The 21,740-nt window shown below is 57.1% G+C and carries 20 protein-coding genes; 3 read left to right on the top strand and 17 right to left on the bottom strand.

The genetic code is table 11. The annotated features are described in order from the left end of the window. Position 1: 1 nt before the first annotated feature. The 11 genes from mhpT to hcaE all read right to left on the bottom strand — a co-directional run bounded on the left by mhpT (position 2) and on the right by hcaE (position 10,425). A complete protein-coding gene (mhpT, locus tag AB7E06_RS16145; RefSeq protein ID WP_427957593.1) occupies positions 2-1,246 on the bottom strand; it encodes a 3-(3-hydroxy-phenyl)propionate transporter MhpT in 1,245 nt (414 codons plus the stop codon). Between the two features lie 141 nt (positions 1,247-1,387). Beyond that, the gene (dmpG, locus tag AB7E06_RS16140; RefSeq protein WP_094197440.1) at positions 1,388-2,422 is read right to left on the bottom strand and encodes a 4-hydroxy-2-oxovalerate aldolase; all 1,035 of its coding nucleotides are present in this window, start codon (positions 2,420-2,422) and stop codon (positions 1,388-1,390) included. A gap of 17 nt (positions 2,423-2,439) precedes the next feature. Continuing rightward, entirely contained in the window at positions 2,440-3,387 is a 948-nt protein-coding gene (locus AB7E06_RS16135; RefSeq protein ID WP_121739387.1) for an acetaldehyde dehydrogenase (acetylating), read from the bottom strand. Positions 3,388-3,412: 25 nt separating this feature from the next. Next, the gene (gene mhpD / locus AB7E06_RS16130; RefSeq protein ID WP_249459939.1) at positions 3,413-4,210 is read right to left on the bottom strand and encodes a 2-keto-4-pentenoate hydratase; all 798 of its coding nucleotides are present in this window, start codon (positions 4,208-4,210) and stop codon (positions 3,413-3,415) included. 1 nt (position 4,211) lies between these two features. After that, on the bottom strand, positions 4,212-5,066 hold the full coding sequence (locus AB7E06_RS16125; RefSeq protein ID WP_249459932.1) for an alpha/beta fold hydrolase: 855 nt from the start codon (positions 5,064-5,066) through the stop codon (positions 4,212-4,214). Between the two features lie 32 nt (positions 5,067-5,098). Further along, on the bottom strand, positions 5,099-6,046 hold the full coding sequence (locus AB7E06_RS16120; protein WP_321268996.1) for a 3-carboxyethylcatechol 2,3-dioxygenase: 948 nt from the start codon (positions 6,044-6,046) through the stop codon (positions 5,099-5,101). Positions 6,047-6,065: 19 nt separating this feature from the next. Next, positions 6,066-7,361: a 3-phenylpropionate/cinnamic acid dioxygenase ferredoxin--NAD(+) reductase subunit gene (gene hcaD / locus AB7E06_RS16115; protein ID WP_427957589.1), complete on the bottom strand. Its 1,296-nt coding sequence runs from the start codon at positions 7,359-7,361 to the stop codon at positions 6,066-6,068. Then, a complete protein-coding gene (gene hcaB, locus AB7E06_RS16110; RefSeq protein ID WP_094197436.1) occupies positions 7,361-8,176 on the bottom strand; it encodes a 3-phenylpropionate-dihydrodiol/cinnamic acid-dihydrodiol dehydrogenase in 816 nt (271 codons plus the stop codon). The genes hcaD and hcaB overlap by 1 nt, the downstream gene beginning before the upstream one ends. Then, a complete protein-coding gene (gene hcaC, locus AB7E06_RS16105) occupies positions 8,173-8,493 on the bottom strand; it encodes a 3-phenylpropionate/cinnamic acid dioxygenase ferredoxin subunit (protein ID WP_094198412.1) in 321 nt (106 codons plus the stop codon). The genes hcaB and hcaC overlap by 4 nt, the downstream gene beginning before the upstream one ends. Before the next feature lie 28 nt (positions 8,494-8,521). Continuing rightward, positions 8,522-9,070 carry a 3-phenylpropionate/cinnamic acid dioxygenase subunit beta gene (gene hcaF / locus AB7E06_RS16100; RefSeq protein WP_094197435.1) on the bottom strand — a complete coding sequence of 183 codons (549 nt, stop codon included), beginning with the start codon at positions 9,068-9,070 and terminating at the stop codon, positions 8,522-8,524. After that, positions 9,067-10,425, bottom strand: a complete 1,359-nt coding sequence (hcaE, locus tag AB7E06_RS16095) for a 3-phenylpropionate/cinnamic acid dioxygenase subunit alpha (RefSeq protein ID WP_094197434.1) — start codon at positions 10,423-10,425, stop codon at positions 9,067-9,069. The genes hcaF and hcaE overlap by 4 nt, the downstream gene beginning before the upstream one ends. 384 nt (positions 10,426-10,809) lie before the next feature. On the opposite strand from hcaE, the gene AB7E06_RS16090 reads away from it, so the two are divergent. Further along, positions 10,810-11,766: a LysR substrate-binding domain-containing protein gene (locus tag AB7E06_RS16090; RefSeq protein ID WP_108727827.1), complete on the top strand. Its 957-nt coding sequence runs from the start codon at positions 10,810-10,812 to the stop codon at positions 11,764-11,766. Positions 11,767-11,855: 89 nt separating this feature from the next. Here the strand turns inward: AB7E06_RS16090 and AB7E06_RS16085 are convergent, their stop codons facing one another. From AB7E06_RS16085 to AB7E06_RS16065, 5 genes are all read right to left on the bottom strand, one after another. Next, complete coding sequence (locus AB7E06_RS16085; protein ID WP_094197432.1) at positions 11,856-12,161, bottom strand: addiction module antidote protein; 306 nt, start codon at positions 12,159-12,161, stop codon at positions 11,856-11,858. A 12-nt stretch (positions 12,162-12,173) separates the two neighbouring features. Next, the gene (locus AB7E06_RS16080) at positions 12,174-12,464 is read right to left on the bottom strand and encodes a type II toxin-antitoxin system RelE/ParE family toxin (RefSeq protein ID WP_094197431.1); all 291 of its coding nucleotides are present in this window, start codon (positions 12,462-12,464) and stop codon (positions 12,174-12,176) included. A 49-nt stretch (positions 12,465-12,513) separates the two neighbouring features. After that, complete coding sequence (dbpA, locus tag AB7E06_RS16075) at positions 12,514-13,914, bottom strand: ATP-dependent RNA helicase DbpA (RefSeq protein ID WP_094197430.1); 1,401 nt, start codon at positions 13,912-13,914, stop codon at positions 12,514-12,516. 255 nt (positions 13,915-14,169) lie between these two features. Further along, positions 14,170-15,462 (bottom strand): MFS transporter, encoded by a 1,293-nt coding sequence (locus AB7E06_RS16070; RefSeq protein ID WP_094197429.1) that lies wholly within the window; start codon positions 15,460-15,462, stop codon positions 14,170-14,172. Between the two features lie 36 nt (positions 15,463-15,498). After that, positions 15,499-16,461, bottom strand: coding sequence for an ornithine cyclodeaminase family protein (locus AB7E06_RS16065; protein WP_094198411.1), 963 nt, complete (start codon positions 16,459-16,461; stop codon positions 15,499-15,501). A gap of 139 nt (positions 16,462-16,600) precedes the next feature. On the opposite strand from AB7E06_RS16065, the gene AB7E06_RS16060 reads away from it, so the two are divergent. Continuing rightward, a complete protein-coding gene (locus AB7E06_RS16060) occupies positions 16,601-17,188 on the top strand; it encodes a helix-turn-helix domain-containing protein (protein ID WP_094197428.1) in 588 nt (195 codons plus the stop codon). A gap of 128 nt (positions 17,189-17,316) precedes the next feature. Here the strand turns inward: AB7E06_RS16060 and AB7E06_RS16055 are convergent, their stop codons facing one another. Continuing rightward, positions 17,317-17,802: an Lrp/AsnC ligand binding domain-containing protein gene (locus tag AB7E06_RS16055; protein ID WP_094197427.1), complete on the bottom strand. Its 486-nt coding sequence runs from the start codon at positions 17,800-17,802 to the stop codon at positions 17,317-17,319. 117 nt (positions 17,803-17,919) lie between these two features. Here AB7E06_RS16055 and putA point away from each other — a divergent pair, with 117 nt between their 5' ends. Further along, positions 17,920-21,705 carry a trifunctional transcriptional regulator/proline dehydrogenase/L-glutamate gamma-semialdehyde dehydrogenase gene (gene putA, locus AB7E06_RS16050; RefSeq protein ID WP_125277677.1) on the top strand — a complete coding sequence of 1,262 codons (3,786 nt, stop codon included), beginning with the start codon at positions 17,920-17,922 and terminating at the stop codon, positions 21,703-21,705. Positions 21,706-21,740: the final 35 nt, after the last annotated feature.

Genomic DNA, 21,740 nt, shown 5'->3' with positions numbered 1-21,740 from the left:
TTTAGGCTTTCCCTGCTGCAGGCAGGGCGGAGGTGCCGGATGCCTGTGTCTGCTCCTGACTGATCTGACGTACCACCAGGAACATGCACAGTGCCGAGACAATAATGCAGGGGATGGCGGAGGTGATCACACCAGCAGCGCCATAGCCCTGGCTAAGCAACATGCCTGCAATGGTGGGGCCCAGGGTGGCGCCAATACGGCCTACTGCGGCGGCGGTGCCAACACCCGTGGCACGCACGGCAGTGGGGTAGACGATGCCGCCAAAGGCATACAAGACACCCTGGCAGCCGATCACAAAAGCACCAGTCAAGGCGGCGGCCCAATACATCTGCTCCAGCCCGGAAGCACCGTTCAAACTGAGCAAACCGGCCAGGATTCCGCCATACATCAGGGCGATGACCAAAGCCTTGTGCCAGCGGTCTGTCAAATAGCCCAGCAAGACGGTGCCCACGGTTGCACTGACCATGAACCAGAATTGGGCGGTGCTGCCTTGTTTACGGCTAAAGCCCAGCTCCTGGAACAGGGAGGGCAGCCAGCTCAGCATCAGATACACCACCATCAATGTAAAGAAATAGCTGACCCACAAGAGCAGGGTACGGGCGGCAAGACCATTGCTGAACAGGTCCTGGAAGCGGCCTTGTACGATGGTTCGATTCTGGCGTGCTTGCAAAAACTCGCGTGACTCAGGCAGCAGCCACACCATCACGGGAATGACCAGCAGAGGCAGCAAGCCACCCAGGTAGAAGATGTTTTTCCAGTTCTCGCCAAAGTTGGAAGCGGCTACCAGCGACAAGATGGCTGCACCAACGGGCATGCCCGCATACATCATGCCCACGGCGCGGGCACGGTGTTCGGGTTTGACGGACTCGGCAGCCAAGGTGATCAGGTTGGGCATGGCTGCGCCCAAACCAGCACCGGCCAGAAAGCGCACCAGCAACAAGGTGGCCAGGCTGTTGACCCAGGCGGTGAACAAGGTAAACAGGGCAAAGATGGCGACCGAGGCAATCAACACGGCTTTGCGACCGTATTTATCTGCCCAGCGCCCGCCCATGAGCGAACCGGGCAGTAGCCCTAGAATGCCTGCGCTTAGAAAATAGCCTTGGTAGGTTTTATCCAGACCGAACTCTGCCGCCACGCCTTTCACGGCAATGCCAGCGGCCTGGATATCCATGCCTTCGATAACAGCGATCAGAAAGCAGATCGCCACCGTAATGACCGCGTGCTTGCGGCCGTGGGTTTGTGTCATTTCAATGTCTCCTCGGTTTACCGGGACGTTTTTTTTCTTGCTTCTGCCACCTGCCCGCCCCGAATTCAGGGTGCAGAAACCCGACTCATCGCGCGATAAAGCGGCGGTGAGCCGGGGGTAGAACTTTTTAGTTTTTTGAAATCAGGCCGTGGTGCCCTGTCGTTGCAGCAAGTCCAGAGCCACGTCCACGATCATGTCTTCCTGACCGCCCACCATGCGGCGTTTGCCCAGTTCGACCAGAATGTCCACGGTTTTCAGGCCGTATTTCTGTGCGGCCACTTCGCTGTGACGCAAGAAGCTGCTGTACACGCCTGCATAGCCCAGGGCCAGGGTTTCGCGATCGACGCGTACGGGGCGATCTTGCAAGGGGCGCACAATGTCGTCCGCTGCATCCATCAAGGTGTACAGATCCGTGCCATGGTTCCAGCCCATGCGTGCGGCGGCAGCAATAAACACTTCCAAGGGCGCATTGCCGGCTCCTGCGCCCATGCCCGCCAGACTGGCATCGATACGGTCGCAGCCTTCTTCCACGGCCACAATGCTGTTGGCCACACCCAGGGACAGGTTGTGGTGGGCGTGAATGCCGGTTTCGGTCTCGGGCTTGAGCACGTCCTTGAAGGCGCGGAAACGGTCACGCACATCATTCATGTTCAAGGCACCGCCTGAATCGACCACATAGCAGCAGGTCGCCCCGTAGCTTTCCATCAGCTTGGCTTGTTCGGCCAAGTGTTGCGGGGTCGTCATGTGGCTCATCATCAAAAAGCCCACCGTGTCCATGCCCAGATTGCGGGCATATTCGATGTACTGCTTGCTGACATCGGCCTCGGTACAGTGAGTGGCCACCCGCACGGTACGGGCACCGGCGTCGTAGGCAGCCTTCAGATCGTGGATGGTGCCAATGCCGGGCAGCAGCAAGGTGGCAATCTTGGCGTGCGTGACAACCGAGGCGACGGCCTCAATCCATTCCAGGTCGGTGTGCGCGCCAAAACCGTAGTTAAAGCTGGAGCCGCACAAACCATCGCCGTGGGCCACTTCAATGGAATCGACCTTGGCCTGGTCCAGGGCACGGGCAATATCCATGGCGTTTTGCACGCTGTATTGATGACGCACCGCGTGGCTGCCGTCGCGCAGGGTCACATCGGAGATATAGAGCTTCTTGTTGGGATCGTGTGCCATTGTGGTGTCCTTGCGTGTCATGCGGTTTGCGTCAGCAGGCGGGTTTGGGCCAGACGCTCGGCGCAGGCCAATGCCGCACTGGTCATGATGTCCAGATTGCCGGCATAGGCGGGCAGATAGTGGGCCGCGCCCTCGACTTCGATAAACACCGAGGTTTTCAGGCCGGAACGCCATCCCAGACCAGGCACATTGATGGGCTTGTCCTCGGGGATGACATCGAACTGCACTTTTTGTTTGAGGCGATAGCCCGGCACGTAGGCCTGCACCTTGTCGGCCATGTGCTGGATGGATTGTTCGATTTCCGCTTCCTTGCCCGGATCGCTCAGGGTGTAGACGGTATCGCGCATCAATAAGGGTGGTTCGGCCGGGTTGAGCACAATAATGGCTTTACCCACGGTGGCACCGCCCACGACCTGCATGGCTTTGCTGGTGGTCTCAGTAAATTCGTCAATATTGGCGCGGGTGCCCGGACCAGCCGATTTGGACGAGATCGAGGCAATGATTTCGGCATAATGCACCGGGGTCACCTGCGAGACGGCCGCAATAATGGGCACGGTGGCTTGTCCGCCACAGGTCACCATATTGATGTTGGGGGCGTCCAGATTGTCGTCCAGGTTGACCACCGGGATGGTGTAGGGACCAATGGCGGCAGGTGTCAGATCAATCACCTGGATGCCGTGCTCTTGCAGGACGGCATTGTGACGGGCGTGGGCACCGGCGCTGGTCGCATCAAACACAATGCGAATGTCCTTGAAATTGGGCAGCTTCAGCAGCCCGTCCAGGCCTTCATGGGTGGTGGGCACGCCCAGGCGGGCCGCACGGGCCAGGCCATCGGAGGCCGGGTCGATACCGACCATGGCGCCCATTTTCAGGTGTTTGCTTTGGCGCATCACCTTGATCATCAGGTCGGTGCCGATATTGCCCGAGCCAATGATGGCGACGGCAATGCCGTTGGGGTTTGTCATGTGTGTTACTCCGTACAAAGAGGACTTAGCCTGCGCTGAAGGTGACGGATACCGAGCCTATGCCCTCGATCACGGCTTCAAAGTGATCGCCGGGAGCAACGGGTGCCATAGGGCCTAATGCGCCGGTCAGAATCAGATCGCCGGCCCGTAGCGGTTCGCCCAGTTTGGCCATGGTGCGAGCCAGCCAGGCGGCGGCATTAAAGGGGTGGCCCAGACATTCGGCACCACTGCCACTGGAGGCCAGTTCTCCATTGCGATGCAGGCTCATGCGGGCATTGCGCAGGTCCAGACCGTCCAGGCGGCGGGCCGGACCGCCCAGCACGTACAGACCGCTGGAGGCGTTGTCGGCCACGGTATCCACAAAGCGGATATCCCAGTTGGCGATGCGGCTGCCGACGATTTCCAGCGAGGGCATGACCCAGCCCACAGCGGCGGCGACATCGCCAAAACTGGTGTCGGCATGGGGCAGGTCGCGCTCCAGCACCAGGGCAATTTCAGCCTCGATCTTCGGTTGCAGGACGCGCTCGACAGGAACGGTTTCGCCATCGCCATAGGCCATGTCGGCAAACAGGGCGCCAAAGTCGGGTTGCGACACGCCCAGTTGCTGCTGGACCTTGGGGTTGGTCAGGCCAATCTTGCGGCCTGTCAGGCGACGGCCCTGGGCAAGACCTCGGGCAATATTGATGCGCTGGATGGTGTAGGCTGCCTCGGCATTGTCTTCACCAATCAGGCTGCGAATCGGCTCGATGGACTGACTGCTGTTCTCGGCCTGGCGCAAACGGCTGGCCAGGGTGTCGAGCAGATCGCTGGATGTTTCGCTCATCTCAACGCTCCAGGAAATCCAGAACCAACTGGTTGAACTTCTGGGCATGCTCCCACTGCGCCCAGTGACCGCATTGGTTGTAGACGTGCAGCTCGGAATTGGGGATACCTGCCAGCAGGCGCAGGCCGGTATCGAAAGGCACAACACGATCCTGACGACCCCAGATGATCAGGGTAGGAGCGCTAATGCTGGGCAGACGCGGGCTGAAATCCGGGAACTGACGTGGGTTGGCTTCCAGCGATTTCAGGAAGTTTTCCAGGTGATCCTTGCGGCTGAGCATATTGTTCAGGCGCGCTTGCAGCAGCTCGTCGGTCAGCACACTGGCGTCGAACACGAACACATTGTTAAAGCGTTTCAGGTTTTCCAGCGTGGGTTCGCGGTACAGGCCGTTCAGCAGCTTGATACCTTCGCTGGGCATAGGAGTAAACAGGCTCATGCCACCCGTGCCGCCACCCATCAGAACCAGCTTGGCCACACGTTCAGGCCAGGTCAGGGCAAAGGCAACCGAGCTATGACCGCCCATGGAGTTACCCAGCATGTGGATTTTGTCTATGCCCAGTTGGTCAATAATGCTTTTCACCACACGGGCGTTCAGGTCCGAGCGCGAACCGCTGTTGACGATGGAATCGCTCTTGCCCCAGCCAGGGCAATCGATCAGCAAGACGCGGTAGCCAGCTTGCGTGAGCGGTTCAATATTGCGGTTGAAGTTGGCCCAGCCGGTGGCACCGGGGCCTGAGCCGTGCAACATGACGACCGTCTGTTCACCCTGGCCCAAATCGTTGTAATGGATGCGCAGTTCTTTGCCTTCCTCGACCACGGTCGCGAAACGGCTGTAATCAGATTCATTCAGACTCATGACAATCTCCTGAGGTTTTGTTGTGGTGGATTTCAGTTCTGGCGCGGATGGGCGGACAAGCCACCAAAGCCGGCAATCCACTCGGGAATTTCGCGGTAATAGCGATGCCCCGCTTCATAAGGGCCATAGGCTGACAGTCCGGCAAAAGCGGCCACCCAGGTCTTAACCTCGTGGGCACTGCGCCCGGCCAGTGCCGAGACGTCATCGTTCGCCGCTTCATCGAGCTGTTGGTAGCTTTGTGTTTGAAGCAGATCCAGAAAGCCCTGGTCCCACTCGGGGTTGAGTGGGTGCAGAACAGAAGGGTCCTGAGTAAAGGCTTTGCCGGCATCAATGGTGCGTTGTGTACGGGCAGCACGCGCCTCGGGCGAGAGCGTGTAGCCTTCGCCATCGAGCGAGCGACGCACGGCATCGGGTGCCTCGGCATACACCGGCACAGGAGGTTGATGCGACAAGCCACCTGAACCGATCCACAGCACGCGCTTGCCGGTCGAGCGGGCCCATTGCCCGATGGCCTCGCCCAGCAAACGGGCACGTTTGAAGGTCGGCAAGGGGGCGGCCACCGAATTGATAAACACCGGGATGACCGGGTACTGATCCAGACTACCCACCAGATGTTCCAGCGGATAGGCGGCACCATGATCGAGCTGCATATCGTGCGAAATGGCCACATCCACGCCGCTATTGATCACATGGGTGGCGCATTGTGTCGCCAGCTCGAAGGGCACGTCCAGGCGTCCGGCCAGGCTGTCAAAATCACCAATGGCATGGGCGCCAGTGCCTATGCAAAAGCTGGGCATGACGTTGTAGAAAAAACCGTTGAAATGATCGGGAGTGAACAGCACGATCAGATCAGGTTTGAAAGCCGCGACACGTTCTCGGGCGGCTTTCTGTACCGCAAAAACTTCGTCCAGTACGGCTTGGGCCGGGTCGTGGTGACCCAGCAACGGCGTGTGTGAAAGACACTCCAGGTGTGCCTGCATGCCAGTCTCCTGACTCTGATTATGGGTGTAAGGGGGCCGCTGCTTCGACTGCCACTGCAGCGATTGCGGCTGGGCTGTTTGTTGCCTGTGCGATTTGTTTGGCCAGGTTGCGCAGGTTCTGGGCAGTGTCGTTCCAGACTTCCAGCGGCAGGACAGCCCGGTGTTCGATCAGCTCTTTAAGCGGGCGCATGTCACGGCCTTGATTGACGGTGATGGCTCCACAGATGGCCCCTTCGGGGTCCAGACCAATCAGGACAAAAGGAGGCGTGTCCTGATCGCCGCGCACAATCCAGTGGGCAGCGGCCATATCCCCGGCAAACTGGATGTTCATATCGCATTGGTCTGTCCAGAACCAAGCCGGGCTGGCCTGAGCCGGCTCCTGGTTGAGCATGTGGCAGACGGCCATGCAGGCCTGATGATTGGCGTTTTCCCAGGTTTCTTGCCGTTGCCAGCGTCCATCCATACCGATTTGCACGGTAGTGTCACCCGCCGCATAAATGGCAGGCTGGGAACTGCGACCATGCTCATCAATCACGATGGCACCTTGTTCGGTGTGCAATCCGGCGCTGTCGGCCAAGCGGGTATCAATCGTCACACCGACACCGTAAATCAGCAGGTCGCCTTGCAACTGCTGGCCATTGTCCAGTGTCAGCACGACTTTCTGTTCTTGGTCGAGGTGGGCCTTGCTGACCTGTGTGCCCAGGTGAAAGCGCACGCCGCGCGCTTCATGTACGGTCTGCAGATACTGGCTGAGGACTTCCGGTGCGTTGCGCGACATGACCCGGGCGGCGGGGTCGATCAGTTCTACACTGGCACCTAAGGCGATCAGGCTGGAGGCCAGTTCCAAACCAATAACGCCCGCTCCGACCAGCAAGACATGGCTGCCAGGCTTGAGCTGGGCACGGATACGGTTGGCGTCGTCCAGCGTACGCAAGACATGCGATACCGAACCCAGCGCGTCCAGCTCGGGCAGACGGCGGGCTTGTGCGCCGGTAGCCAGCAACAGGCTGTCATACTTTAGGGTTTCGCCATTGGATAGGGTGACGCAGCCTTGTTGAGCATCAATCGTATCCGCACGAACCCCCAGTTTCAGGGTGATGTTCTGCTCGATGTAAAAGTGTTCCGGATGCACGTTGAGCTGCACATTGTCCGGGTCCAACAAGGCATCTTTGGACAAGGGCGGACGCTCGTAGGGCAGGTACGGCTCCTCACCGACCAGGGTGATCTGCCCGGCAAATTCACGGCGGCGCAGTTCAGCGGCGGCCGTGGCTCCGGCTTGTCCCCCCCCGATAATCACAATATGAGGTGTCTGCATCACAGCTCCAGTCCACCGGCCACATTACGTATGCCGCGTATTCCCAGGCCTGCGTCGGCATTGATCATGACGCCGGTCAGCGTTTGGTTGTTCTGGCGCGAGGCCAGCAGCACAAAGGGGCCGGTAAATTCCTCAGGCTCGGGAAAGAATTGCAGGGGCAAAATTGCTTTGATGGCGTCGGGCGAGCGCGAGTCCATGATGCGCGTATCTTGCTGGCCCAAGGCTTGTGGGCCACGCAGATCGGTTTTCATGCCGCAGGGCCCCACGCCGTTGACACGCACTTTAGGGGCCAGCTCAAACGCCAGCTCGCGAATCAGACCGACCGCTGCATGTTTGCTGGCGGTATAGAGCGGGCCACCGCCTTCGGCGTAAAAGGCCGAATTGCTTAAGGTGAAAATCATGCTGCCGCAGGATTTAACCAGTTCAGCGGCGGCTGCCTTGGCACCGAGCAGATAGCCTTTGACGTTGATGGCAAACAGCTCGTCAAAGCCAGTGTCCAATTGCTCGATGCTGGTGTTGATCAGCCGGGCACCGTGGTCCCAGACTGCGGCGTTGCCAATAAAACAGTCCAGCTTGCCAAAGCGGGCAACCGTGGCAGCCACGGCTTTCTGGTTGTCCGCCGCGCTGCACACATCGCCCTGGATAGCCAGCACTTTGCCTGCAAACTTCTGTTCCAGATCGGCACATTTTTCTGCCGAGCGTTCCAGTACCGCCACGGATGCGCCTTCCTGGAGAAAGCGCTCCACCAATGCCAGACCCAGGCCTGAGCCGCCGCCGGTGATCAAAGCGACTTCGTTTTGTAGCCAGCCGTTCATGCCTGGGCCTCCAGATCGATATAGACCATGCCTTCGCTGATGATCACCGGATAGGTACGTAGCGCCTCGGTGGCGGGTTGGCACAGGGCCGCGCCCGTTTTCAGGCAGAAACGGGCAGCGTGCAGTGGGCACTCCACCGTGCCATCGTCCTCGACATAGCCTTCGGACATGGACGCGTTGCCATGTGTGCAACGGTCGTCAGTCGCATAGAAGGTGCCATCAATATTGAACAGGGCAATCTGACGGTCGGGAGTGTCTATCTTCAGTGCCTCGCCATCGGCCAGGGCACCGGTTTCACATGCGGTAATGCGTGTCATATCAATCAACATCGGAAAGTGAGCAGGGTCAGAACAGAACGCTCAGGTTGTGGGATGTAATGACCACTTGATCCAGAACGATCTCGCGTTCATACAGCTCCCAACCAAAGCGGTTGTCTGCACGGCGTACATAGTCCAGGCGTTTGCCGGCGTACCAGGTCTCGTCCTTCTCTTTCTGGGCGCGGTACAGGATGTAGTTGCTACGAATTTCGTAACCCTGGCCGTCGGCAGTGGGGCGAATACGCAGGTTGCTGACAAAGTGGCGGGTGCGCGAAGGAGGTTCTTCGGCCCAGGCCATGCCGGTTTCCAGGCGAGCGACGCGACGTTCCAGTTGGAACTTGTTGTCGTTAAAGATCCAGGTGGTGGGTGGCTGCACGCTGCGGCGACGGTCGCGGGTTTGCGCATTGGTGGTGCTGCGCATGTGGTAGTGCACATCCTCGGACAGCAGGTCCAGCCAGTCGCGAAACTGCCAGTCGTCCAGCAACTCGGCTTCCATGTACAGGAAGTCAGCAATTTCATGATGCAGTTGCATATCGACGATGGCTGTTTGGGTCGGTTCTTCAATGACGGCGCTCATTTCACCAACTCCTCTTCGTAGACGCGGCTGCGCTCCAGGACTTCATCCCAGGTCTCGGACACCATCAGGTCGGCCCAGTACTTGTACAGGCCGCGAGCGGCGGTTTCGGAGAAGATGTAGTTGGTGACGCCTGGCACGCCGTCGCTACGCAGACCTTCGTTACCCAGGCCCATTTCCATGCACAACTGGGTGCCACGGGCGCGTTTGCCACGCAGGATTTTTTGGATCTCAGCCCAGTTCTCGGAGTCGTCCTGCTCCAGGAATCCGGCAGGACCAAAAGCGCGGGTGGCGCTGCGTTCAAAGGCCGCCTTCACATTGTCGGGAGCGGCGGCATCGGCAATACAAAATGCCCAGACTTCCACCTGGTTCGGGCCGCGTGGATGCCAGACGCGCAGCGTTGCGGTACCGTTCAGCCAGCTCAGTGTCGGGAACATATTGTTGTGGCCAGCCAGACGCAGGGCACGCACTTCGCCCAGGCGCTCGTGCGCTTCGGCATAGGTGTCGCGAAAGTACTGCGAGACCTCACCGTCTACCCACACGTTGGCATCGGGCTGTTCGGTAAAAAAGAAGCCACTGCCATGGCCGCGTTGGCCATATTGGACGGCGTCTTTGGCGGTTTCCCAGACAGGGCGGGCGGTTTGACCGGCACCTAGCGCCTTGTCTTCGTCACCCGGTTTTTGGCCCAGCACCTGCACAGCAGAAGCGTGCGAGAACAGAGCGTGGTATTGGTCGGAAGCGAATTGCTCAGCGGGGAATTTCCAGTTGCATTCGATGGTCCATTTCTGAACCCCGCCAATGATTTCAGTCCCGCCTTCGCGTCGGTCCAACACACCGTCCAGATACCAGGCGATATCGCCCATGTATTCTTCCAGATCAGGAGCGCTCGCATCCCAGTTGCCAAAGACCAGACCCTTGTATACTTTGACGCGGGTCACTTCTTGCAGACCCCACTTTTCCTTGCACAAGCCTTGCGGATAGGCGCGCGGCTCCAGCGGTACGTCCACCAGATCGCCGTTGGTGCCATAGCTCCAGCCGTGGTAAGGACAGGTAAAGGCTTTGGTATTGCCCGAGTCGGCATAGGACACGCGCATCGAGCGGTGTCGGCATTGGTTCAGGAAGGCCTTGATCGAGCCGTCTTTTTGACGGACAACGATAATCGGGTCCTCGCCCATATAGGTATTGAAGAAGTCTCCCGCTTTGGGGATCTGGCTGGTGTGACACAGGAACAGCCAGGTGCGGCCAAAGATGCGCTCCAGCTCCAGCTCATAAATATCCGGGTCGGTGTAAATGGAAGGGGTAACGCGTCCATTACGTGCATCGACCAAGGCTTCGATTTTTTCAGGGTTGATTCCCATCGCTTGCTCCTCGCTATTGCAATGCGTGCTTTTGCGAAACAGGTTTTTGTCGCCAACGGCAAAATGTAGAAGCTTGAAATGAATTCGACCAATACTTGCTTTAGATCGGGTGATCGGCAAACCCGATAAGTCGGCTTTAAGACCCTGGTATGTATAGGGTTTAAGTCTGAAGGCCAATATTGATGCGGCTTTACAGGTACTTAGGGTTTACGAGAATCCCAATTGCTGCGCTGCAGCAATGAAAATCGCAGTCGCTTGTAGCGCCTTTGGAGCAGCGACAATAGTGCTTGCAAGAACGGCTTGTTCGGGAGAAATACCGCAGGCCGAGCCCTATGCTGTTCGGGTCAGAGCCGGACAGGGCGACTAATTTGACAGGAGACTAACTTGGAATTGCGACACTTGCGTTACTTCGTTGCAGTCGCGGAAGAGTTGAATTTCACCCGTGCTGCTGAGCGGCTCTATACCTCTCAACCCTCCTTGAGTGAGCAGATCCGCAATCTGGAAGAGGATATTGGTTATCCCTTGTTGAACCGTACTCGTCGCAAGGTCGAGTTGACGGAGGCCGGAGCCGTTTTCCTGGATGACGCCCGCGAGATTTTGCAAAAAGTGGAAGAGGCGGTGATACGTGCGGGCAAGGCGGCTTCGCAAGCCAGGGAAGTGCTGACGATAGGCTTTGTCCCGGCGGCAGAGGTGCGTATCTTTCCAGCGGTATTGCCCGCTTTTCGGGCGGCTTTCCCCCAGGTGGATGTGGTGCTGCGTAGCCTGACATCCAACGAGCAAGAAGGCGCCATGGCCCGAGGGGAACTGGATCTGGCTTTCATGCGTGGCCCGGTGCGAGCCACCAATGTTTGTAGCGAAGTGGTATTGGATGAGCCCTTGCGGGTCTATCTACCCAAAGGTCATCGCCTGGAAGCGTATAGCTTGATTCCTCCGGCGCGTTTGAACCGCCTGCCCATGATTGCCGTGGATCGCTCTTATGGCCGCTCCATGCACGATGTGCTGGCTCGCTATCTGGCCCATCACAAGGTGGTGCCCGAGCATACCTACAATTCGGCCAACCCCCTGATGAGCATTAATCTGGTCGCGGCTGGATTGGGCTACACCTTGTTGCCAACCTACGCGGAATACTTCATGCCCAAGAACGTGGTGTCACGCCCCTTGATCGGTGGTGGCCCGCGTTGCGAGTTATTGATGGCCTACCCGCGAGAGACAGGCAGCATGAGCGAAGCGGCTGCCAGCCTGATAGAGCGCATACGAGAGCTGGCACGCTGGCATGGTTCAGGACCCTCCGCGGCCAGCAGTCATTTGAAACAGGCACCCAGCAAAATAGCCTGTATGTAGGAAGAACAAGAGTTTCTTGTCTGATCCTGAAGGGCGGACGGAGAAATGACGCTTGCACCGGTTATGTTTGGGTTGGAATACGTGTGGGGTTAGGAGTTGTGAGGAGCAAGCTGTGGTTGCAGTTTGATTCCCAAGGCGTGCATGACTTTTAGAATGGTGCCAAAGCTTGGATTGCCTTCGCCTGACAGGGCTTTGTACAGGCTTTCACGTCCCAAGCCCGTTTCTTTAGCCAACTGGCTCATGCCCTTGGCGCGAGCAATATTGCCCAAGGCTTTTGCAATGAAAGCGGCATCGTTGCCAGCTTCCTCCATGCAGGCTTCTAGGTATAGCACCATGTCTTCCTCGGTTTGGAGGTGTTCGGCACTATCCCATTTGCGTAATTTGATGGTTCCCATGATGATCGCCCCTTATAGTTGCCGCGCGATTTCCAGCGCAGTTTTAATATCTTTATTCTGGGTAGATTTATTGCCACCCGCCAATAAGATCACGATCTCCAGTTCACGTTGTACAAAGTACACACGGTAGCCAGGTCCGTAGTGAATACGCATCTCGGAAACTCCTTCGCCGACCGATTCACAGTCTCCAAAGTTGCCATCTTCTGCTCGGTCAATACGAACCTGAATTCGTCTGGCGGCCTGCTTGTCGCGCAGACCGCTAAACCAGTGATCGAAGGTATCGGTGGTGTGGATAGTCTTCATGGATTGATTGTATAAAACAGGATACAGTCAGTCAATTACTACTTGGTATTCATTTGTCTTCCACAAAGCGCATACGGAAGCGGCGACCTTTGATGTTGGCGTTGGAAATACGGTCAAAGAATTGACGGGCAATTCCACGATCCAGGGCCACGTAGGAGCGGGCGTCGGTAATGGCAATCTTGCCGACCTGATCCCCTTTCAGACCGACATCACGCGTCAAGGCACCGAGCAGGTCGCCGGGGCGCAGCTTGTCTTTTTTGCCACCCTGAATTTCCAGTGTCATCATGGGTGCGCGCAAGGGTTCTTTTGATTGAGATCGCAAGGCTTTCAGATTGCCCCATTTCACTTCACGGCCCTGGAAGTCTTCAATCAGCTTGACCCAGCGCAGCTCGTTGCGCGAGACCAGATTCAAGGCCAGGCCTTTTTGATCACCACGACCAACACGGCCAATGCGGTGGATATGCACTTCGCTGTCTTTGGTGACGTCTACGTTGATGACAGCCCCCAGATTCTGAATATCCAGACCGCGCGAGGCCACGTCGGTGGCGACCAGCACAGCGCAGCTCTGGTTGGAGAACTGCACCAGAATTTCGTCGCGATCACGCTGTTCAAGATCACCAGTCAAGGCCAGAGCCTGGATACCTTCGGATTGCAGCTCTTCGACGACTTCCTGGCAACGCATCTTGGTGTTGCAGAAAACCAGGGTCGAGCAGGGGCGGAAATGCTCCAGCAGGGTCACCACAGCAGACAAACGCTGCTCGGGGTGAACTTCGTAAAAAATCTGTTCGATCTGGCTGGCATCGTGCAGGGCTTCCACTTTGACTTCGGCGGGGTTATGCAGAAAGCGGGCGCTGAGCTTGCGAATGTTTTCCGGGTAGGTGGCCGAGAACAGCAGGGTTTGACGACGGGGCGGGCAGTGCGAGGCAATGGCCACGATGTCATCGTGAAAGCCCATGTCCACCATACGGTCGGCTTCGTCCAGTACCAGGGTTTTCAGGGCGGACAAGTCCAGGTTGCCGCGCTCTAGGTGGTCCTGGATGCGGCCCGGTGTGCCCACCACTACGTGAGCACCGTTGCGCAAGGCTTCTGTTTGCGGGCGCGAGGGAACCCCACCGCACAGCGTCAGCATACGTACGTTAGGAATCTGGCGGGCCAGACGACGCAGTTCGGTCGTGACCTGATCGGCCAGTTCGCGCGTGGGGCAGATTACCAGGGCTTGTGGCGTCAGTTTGCTGGGGTTGAGGGTTTGCAACAGACCCAGGCCAAATGCGGCGGTTTTGCCGCTGCCGGTCTTGGCTTGGGCAATCAGGTCGCGGCCTTGCAGAATCAGCGGCAGGCTCTGTTCCTGAATGGCCGTCATTTTTTCAAAACCCAGGCTATCCAGGGTTTCAAGCAAGGCGGGCAAAAGGGGAAGGGTACTGAAAGAGGTATGGGGCACGATGGGTGACATCAAAAAGAACTGCAAAATAAAGGATTTAGCGACAGTTTACCGGTATCGCTTGGTGTGCGGCATCTTAATGTTGTTGCTCGGATCACTGTGTGGCATCTGCAGCCCAGCGCAGGTGAGTCTGCCAGGAGCAGATCACGCTGCTGTGATCGACGGTCTGATTGCTTGGCTTGGCGCACAAAAAAATAAACCCCAAGTTATCGAACCTGGGGTTTATCGGCGGTCTGGGAAAGCGTGGCGAACCCGCTTGTTGTTGGCTTATTCTGGTTTGCGGACTCGTACGGCTGACACGGCAGCAATCGAGATGAGCGCGGCAACGATAATGTAGACCGCGACAGGCACCCAGGAGCCGTCGTAACGACTCATGAGCCATGTTGCGATCAGTGGTGCTGTCCCACCGGCCAAGGCGGCACCGATTTGATAACCCAGGGTAATGCCGGTATAGCGGACACGTGTGGCGAAAATCTCCGAAAACATGGTGCCCAGCACGGCGGTAATCGGTGCCCAGATCAGGCCCAGGGCAACAACCGTAGCAATCATCAGGGATGTGGTAGAACGTTGGTCAAGCAGCAGGAAGTAAGGGACGGCAAACAAGGCCATGGCTACTGCCCCAGCAATAAATACTTTGACGCGGCCGATATAGTCAGACAGCAGTCCCATCAGTGGAATGCAGAAGGTGGTGACCAGCGTGGCGACGGTCACCGCGTTAAGAACATCAAAACGTTCGTACTGCAATGTGCTGCTGGTGGCGTAGCTGACTACAAAGGTCGAGAACAAATAAAATGGCGCCGTTTCCACAATCTTGGCACCGATGGCGATCAGTACTTCACGCCAATGGTCTCGCAAGGTTTCAACCAATGGCATTTTGGCGACTTGACCCTCCTGCTTGGCTTTTTGAAAGTCCGGTGTCTCATCAATGCCATTACGTACCCATAGGCCAAGAAAAACCAGTCCGGCGCTTGCCAGGAAGGGGATGCGCCAGCCCCAGCTCATGAACTGCTCATCGGGCAGCAGGCTCATCAAGGTCATGGCCAAGGTGGCCAGCAGCATGCCAATGGTCACTCCCATCTGCGGAACGCTACCAAACAGCCCGCGTCGGTTCGGCGCCGCATACTCATAGGCCAGTAACAAGGCTCCGCCCCATTCTCCACCAATCCCCAAACCTTGAATCAGACGCAGCAGCACCAGCAAAATGGGGGCCCAGACGCCGATCGTATCGTAGCCAGGCAGCAGTCCAATCAGAACGGTAGCCCCGCCCATCATGGATAAGGTGATGACCAGGGTTTTCTTGCGTCCGATTCGGTCCCCAATATGGGCAAAGATCAAACCGCCCAAGGGACGAATGAAGAAGGTCAGGGCAAAGGAGAGGTAGGCCAGCATTAAACCGACGACAGGGTCGAAGGTAGGGAAAAACAGCTTGTTAAAAACGAGTGCGGCGGTTGTGCCGTACAGAAAATAATCAAACCATTCAATAGAACTGCCTGTCAGGCTAGCCAGAAGAACGCGCTTGGCGGAGGCACGTTGTGCGGGAGGGGTGACGTTTGCCGTCATGAGGGGTTTCCTTGTTATTGGTTCGCGTTGAGCCAATCAGCCCGGTGTAAAAGTAGAGGATTGTTCTTGCCAAAGGTCATAAGCCAGTGTCGCGGCAGCCAGGTCTTCCAAGGCTGTGCCAACGGCTTTGAACAGTGTGATTTCGTCGGCACTCTGGCGGCCAGGGTGTCGGCCCTGGCACAGATCTTCCAGCGTGGCGGTAATGTCAGCCGGATCGAATTTTCCGGATTTGATGGGTTCCAGAATGTCGCCCGATTTCATCGCTGCTTCATCGGTATCAACAAAAACGGTGGCGCGTGTAAAGCAGGCATCATCGCTCTCGCGCATGGTGGGCATGAAGCTACCGATCAGATCCAGGTGAGTGCCAGCTTGCAGCCATTCGCCTTTAATCAGCGGTTCGGTGGCCAGGGTGGCGCAGGTAATGATGTCAGCTTGTCGTGCAGCGCTTTCCAGCTCACGCACATGATGAGCGTCAAAGCCATCGCGGTTTAGCCGTTCGACCAAGGCGAGAGCATTGTCGGCATTCCGATCCCAGACCAAGACCGTGCGGATGGGGCGGACGGTGCGATAGGCATCGGCCAGCAGGCTGGCAATCCGACCTGCACCAACGACCAGCAGTGTTTGCGAGTCTGGGCGGCTGAGCCAGCGTGCAGCCAGGGCCGAGGCGGCAGCGGTACGACGGGAGGTGATGACATCGCCGTTCAAGGCCGCCAGTGGTTTGCCTGTAGTCGCATCAAACAGGGTATAGGTTGAGTGCAGGCCAGGCAGGCCCTGAGTGTTATTGTCCGGGAAAATGGACACGGTTTTCAGGCCCAGATGTTTACCGGCTTGCCAGGCGGGCATCAGCAGCAGGGTGCCGGTTGCGTGACCGGCGTTTTCAATGGCGTGGTTATGCCGTAAAGGCACGTTGCAGCCTTCAATGAACATGGATTCGATCGCATCAAAAAGACGATCGAAAGGCATGGAGTGCTCAGTTTGAGCTTGATCCAGGATTTGCATGTGATCTACCATCAACGTACAGGCGCATGCCTGTAATTTTGAGAAAAATATTTCTTATGCGAAATAATATTGCCATATCGGAAAATCCTCTTTAAGGGTTTTCCATAGGTAGTGCATCCAGGAAGCCTTAAAAACTGCCATGACCCCCCCTGATGATCCCGTCAATGTATTGGCCGTCAAACTGAATCAATTACGCCGTCAGGCCAAATTGACCCTGCAACAATTAAGTGAGCGATCGGGGATTTCTGCCTCGGCCTTATCCAAGATTGAAAATGGGCAGCTCTCTCCGACGTACGAAAAAATCGCTGCCCTGGCCCAAGGATTAGATGTGCATGTGGGCGAGCTGTTTGGCCACACTTCCAAACCCACGCCCCTAGGTAGACGCAGCGTGTCTCGACGGGGGGAAGGGGTGGTGCACGATACGCGTCAGTACAGTTATGAAATTTTGCATAGCGATCTTGCAGATAAGCAATTTATCCCCTTGGTAACGACGATCAAGGCGCATGACTCCAAGGCCTTTAAGACCTTGTTGCGGCATGATGGCGAGGAGTTCATCTATGTGTTGACAGGGACGGTGGTGATACACACGGATTTTTATGCGCCTCTGGAGCTGGAAAGTGGAGACTCCTGTTACTTTGACAGCGCGATGGGACATGCCTGTATTTCCGGTGGCGAGCAGGACGCCACCGTGCTGTGGGTAAGTTCACACCCCTCCTTGGGTGAGTGACTCGCTGGCCGATCAGCAGGTAACAATGGCAAGGTCGGGCCGCCTCAGCGTTGCGCTTGGCATCGCGCAGGACGGCTTGGCTTGACGGTAAGATGGGCGCGGACGGCGCCCTTAAAGAACTATTTCAGTTACCAGATCCGGCTTAAATCCAGGGCCATGGAGCTTTTGACCTCTTCCATGACGGCAAAGGTGCGGGTTTCTCGGATACCGGGTAGTTTCCATAGCACGCGACCGGCAAAGTCCCGGTACGCACTCATATCTTCGTGGCGGGTTTTGAGCAGGTAGTCAAAGCCACCAGCCACCATATGGCACTCCATGACCTCGCGTCGATCCTGTAGCGCCAGCTTGAACTCTTCAAATACGTTGGGCGTGGTGCGGTCTAACAATACTTCAACAAACACCAACATCCCTGCCTTGAGCTTGGCCGGATTGAGCCGAGCCTCGTAGCCCAGGATATAGCCTTCTCGTGTCAGACGTTGCACCCGAGCCAGAGCTGCCGTTGGAGACAGGGCAACGGCTTCGGCCAGTTTTGTGTTGGCAATACGTCCGTCTTGCTGGAGCAAGTCCAGAATTTTCAGGTCTTGCTTGTCAAGTTGGTGCTCTTGGTCTTTCATGATTTATTTTTCACTATAGATCGGTGTGAATATAGTGAGAAATTTTACATTTATTCCTTAATAATAGCGAAAAATTTGTCATCAATCTGTCTTTCGTATTTATTGCAGGGGTAGTTCATGGTCCTACAACAAGGTGCGTGCGCGTCGCCAGTTCGTGCAGCAGTCCACTCCTTTGCCGCTTTGACGCCTTGGTTGGAGCAATCCACGTTGCGGCAAGCCATTACCCGGGCCTGGCTGCGTCCAGAAACCGAGCTTGTGCCCAGTCTGTTGGAGCAGGCTCGTTTACCGGGTGAGATGGCGACCCGGGCGCAGGCTTTGGCACTGCGGGTTGCCGGAGCGTTGCGACAGCGTAAAACCGCCACCGGCAAGTCGGGACTGGTGCAGGGCCTCTTACAGGAGTTTTCCTTGTCGTCCCAGGAAGGCATTGCTCTGATGTGTCTGGCCGAGGCCTTGCTGCGTATCCCTGATACGGCAACACGCGATGCCTTGATTCGCGACAAGATCAGTCATGGCAATTGGCGTCAACACGTCGGCAAGAAAGGCACGCCCATCTTTGTCAACGCCGCCGCGTGGGGCTTGATGGTGACGGGCAAACTGGTATCCACCTATAGCGAAACTGGAATGTCGGCCTCGCTGGGGCGCCTGATCGCCAAAGGTGGTGAACCCCTGATTCGCAAAGGGGTGGATATGGCAATGCGCATGATGGGCGAGCAGTTTGTGACGGGTGAAACCATCCAGGCGGCCTTGCAACACGCAGGCTCCTTAGAGGCCAAAGGCTTTCGTTATTCCTATGACATGCTCGGCGAGGCGGCATTGACGGCGGCCGATGCCCAACGCTATCTGCAAGATTACGAGCAGGCTATTCATGCCATTGGCAAGGCCTCTAATGGCCGTGGCGTTTATGACGGCCCAGGGATTTCCATCAAGTTATCTGCCTTGCATCCGCGTTACAGCCGTGCCCAGATTGACCGGGTGCACGAAGAGTTGTATCCCTTGGTGTTAAAGCTGGCCCGTCTGGCATGTCACTACGATATTGGTCTGAATATTGACGCCGAGGAGGCCGATCGCCTGGAGATTTCCCTGGACCTGTTGGAGCGGCTTTGTTTCGAGCCAGACTTGCGGGGCTGGAAAGGAATTGGCTTTGTGATCCAGGCCTACCAAAAGCGATGCCCGTATGTCATTGACTATGTCATTGATCTGGCCCGTCGCAGTAATCAGCGTTTGATGGTTCGTCTGGTCAAAGGTGCGTATTGGGACAGTGAAATCAAACGGGCGCAGTTAGACGGCCTGGAAGGTTATCCGGTCTATACGCGTAAGCCCTACACCGATCTGTCGTATGTCGCGTGCGCACGCAAACTGCTGGCCGCACCAGAGCAAATCTATCCCCAGTTTGCCACTCATAATGCTCAGACACTGGCTAGCATTTATGAGCTGGCTGGGCCTGATCAGTATCATTCGGGACAGTATGAATTCCAGTGCTTGCACGGGATGGGGGAACCCTTGTACGAGCAGGTGGTGGGCCACCCCGAGCAAGGCAAGTTGGGGCGACCTTGCCGCATTTATGCACCCGTTGGTACGCATGAGACCTTGTTGGCGTATCTGGTGCGGCGCTTGCTGGAAAATGGGGCCAATACGTCGTTTGTGAATCAGGTCGCGGACGAGAGCATCGCGCTGGGCGAACTGGTGCGTGATCCTGTGTTGCAGGTCGAGCAAATGGCCGCGCAAGAGGGGCAGCTTGGCTTGCCGCATGCTGGCATTGCCTTGCCACGCGATTTGTATGGTGCATCTCGCCCCAACTCATGGGGACTGAATCTAGCCGATGAGCAGCAGTTAAAGACGCTTTCGCAAACCTTGCAGCAGGAAGCGAGCACGTCTATGCAGGTGCAAGCCATGTTGGGCACGGAGACGCCGCATGATGATTTGGCCGCAGCTGTGGTGACGGCGATCGTAAATCCAGCGGATCATCGCGATCAGCTCGGTCAGGTATACAGTGCGACAGCGCAGCAGGTGGAATTGGCCTTGCAGACGGCCAGTCAGTATTTTCCTCAATGGGCTGCGGTCGAGCCTGCCGAGCGTGCAGCAATTTTGTTGCGGGCTGCTGATGGCATGGAGGCGCAAATGCAGCCTCTGATGGGAATACTGGTGCGCGAGGCGGGTAAAACCTATGCCAATGCGATTGCCGAGGTCCGTGAAGCGGTGGATTTTCTGCGTTATTACGCCCAGCAAGTACAGGTCCAGTTTTCCAATCACAGCCATCGACCGCTAGGGCCAATAGTGTGTATCAGCCCCTGGAACTTCCCCTTGGCGATTTTCACGGGTCAGGTGGCTGCTGCTCTGGCGGCGGGCAATACGGTGTTGGCCAAGCCGGCGGAGCAGACCTCCTTGATTGCCGCCCAAGCGGTTCGTATCTTGTGGGACGCGGGTGTGCCGCGCCAGGCTGTGCAACTGGTGATTGGCCGGGGCAGTGTGGTGGGGCCACAGCTGACTTCGGATGATCGTGTGCAAGGCGTCATGTTTACTGGCTCAACCGAAGTGGCTCGTGGTTTGCAGGCGACGGTTGCCCAACGTATCGGTCGGCATGGGGGACCGGTGCCTCTGATTGCGGAGACGGGGGGGCAAAATGCCATGATTGTCGATTCGTCTGCATTGACTGAGCAGGTTGTGCAGGATGTGATCGTATCGGCTTTCGATAGCGCCGGGCAGCGTTGTTCGGCTTTGCGGGTTTTATTTGTCCAAGAAGAAGCGGCAGATCGTTTGATCACCATGCTGCAGGGTGCGATGGCTCAATTGCGAGTGGGCAATCCTGTTGAGTGGGCGAATGATATTGGTCCGGTGATTGATCAACGGGCTCAAGAGGGGATTGAGCGGCATATTGCAAAAATGCGTGCCAAGGGTCATGTCGTCCATCAGTTGAGTCTGGGCGGTGAAGCCGCCCGCACCTTGACAACGGCCCACGGTACGTTCATTGCGCCAACCTTGATTGAGCTGCCCGATCTGTCCGATTTGACGCAAGAGGTATTTGGCCCGGTACTGCACTTGCTGCGTTATCGCCGTGATCAACTGGATGCAGTGCTGGAGCAGATCCGGGCCAAGGGCTATGGTCTGACCATGGGTTTGCATACCCGTATTGATGAAACGATTGACTATGTTGTGGCGCGCAGCCATGTGGGGAATATGTATGTCAATCGCAATACGGTGGGGGCGGTCGTGGGAGTACAGCCGTTTGGTGGAGAGGGTTTGTCTGGAACAGGGCCCAAAGCAGGTGGACCTTTGTACCTGTATCGCTTATTGGCTGAGCGGCCTGAACAGGCGCTCAGTCAGCCTTTCGGCACAGACGGGGCAGGCCAGTTCTTAGGGAACCCACAGGAGTCTGCGCGACAAGCCTTGGCCAATTGGTTGGATCAGCATCCGGAACTGGCTCCAACGCGTACTCCGATGACGTTTTTCAGTAACCAACGCTTTGAGCTGCGTGGGCCAACGGGGGAGTCCAATACCTATCGCTTAGTGCCTCGTCAGGCCGTGCTGGGCGTGGCAGATAATGAGCGCGATCGTATCGCGCAATTGTGCGCCGTGTTGGCTGTTGGCAGTCAGATGGTATGGGATGCGCATGATGAGCAGGCACAGAGACTACATGCCCGTTTGCCCGCCTTGCTGCGTTCGGCCATTACGCTGTCTGATGATCTGGAGCGCTGCTACATTGATGCCATGCTGCATCACGGACAGGCCAGTTCATTGCAACGTTGGCAGCAACGGATCGCGGCCCGAGAGGGAATGATTGTCAGTATTACGGCATTAGCTCCAGGAGACCATGCGATTGCGTTGGAGCGACTGGTTCAGGAGCGAGTCTTGAGCGTTAATACGGCTGCTGCTGGAGGGAATGCAAGCCTGATGACGATGGCCTAAGCGATATGGATGTTCTGTAGGTAAACTGGAGCCTC

This window comes from Alcaligenes sp., assembly GCF_050255915.1.
Classification (GTDB): Bacteria; Pseudomonadota; Gammaproteobacteria; order Burkholderiales; family Burkholderiaceae_B; genus Alcaligenes; species Alcaligenes aquatilis.
Note: the sequence above shows the minus strand (reverse complement) of the source record. Positions and strands in the feature narration are given on the sequence as shown.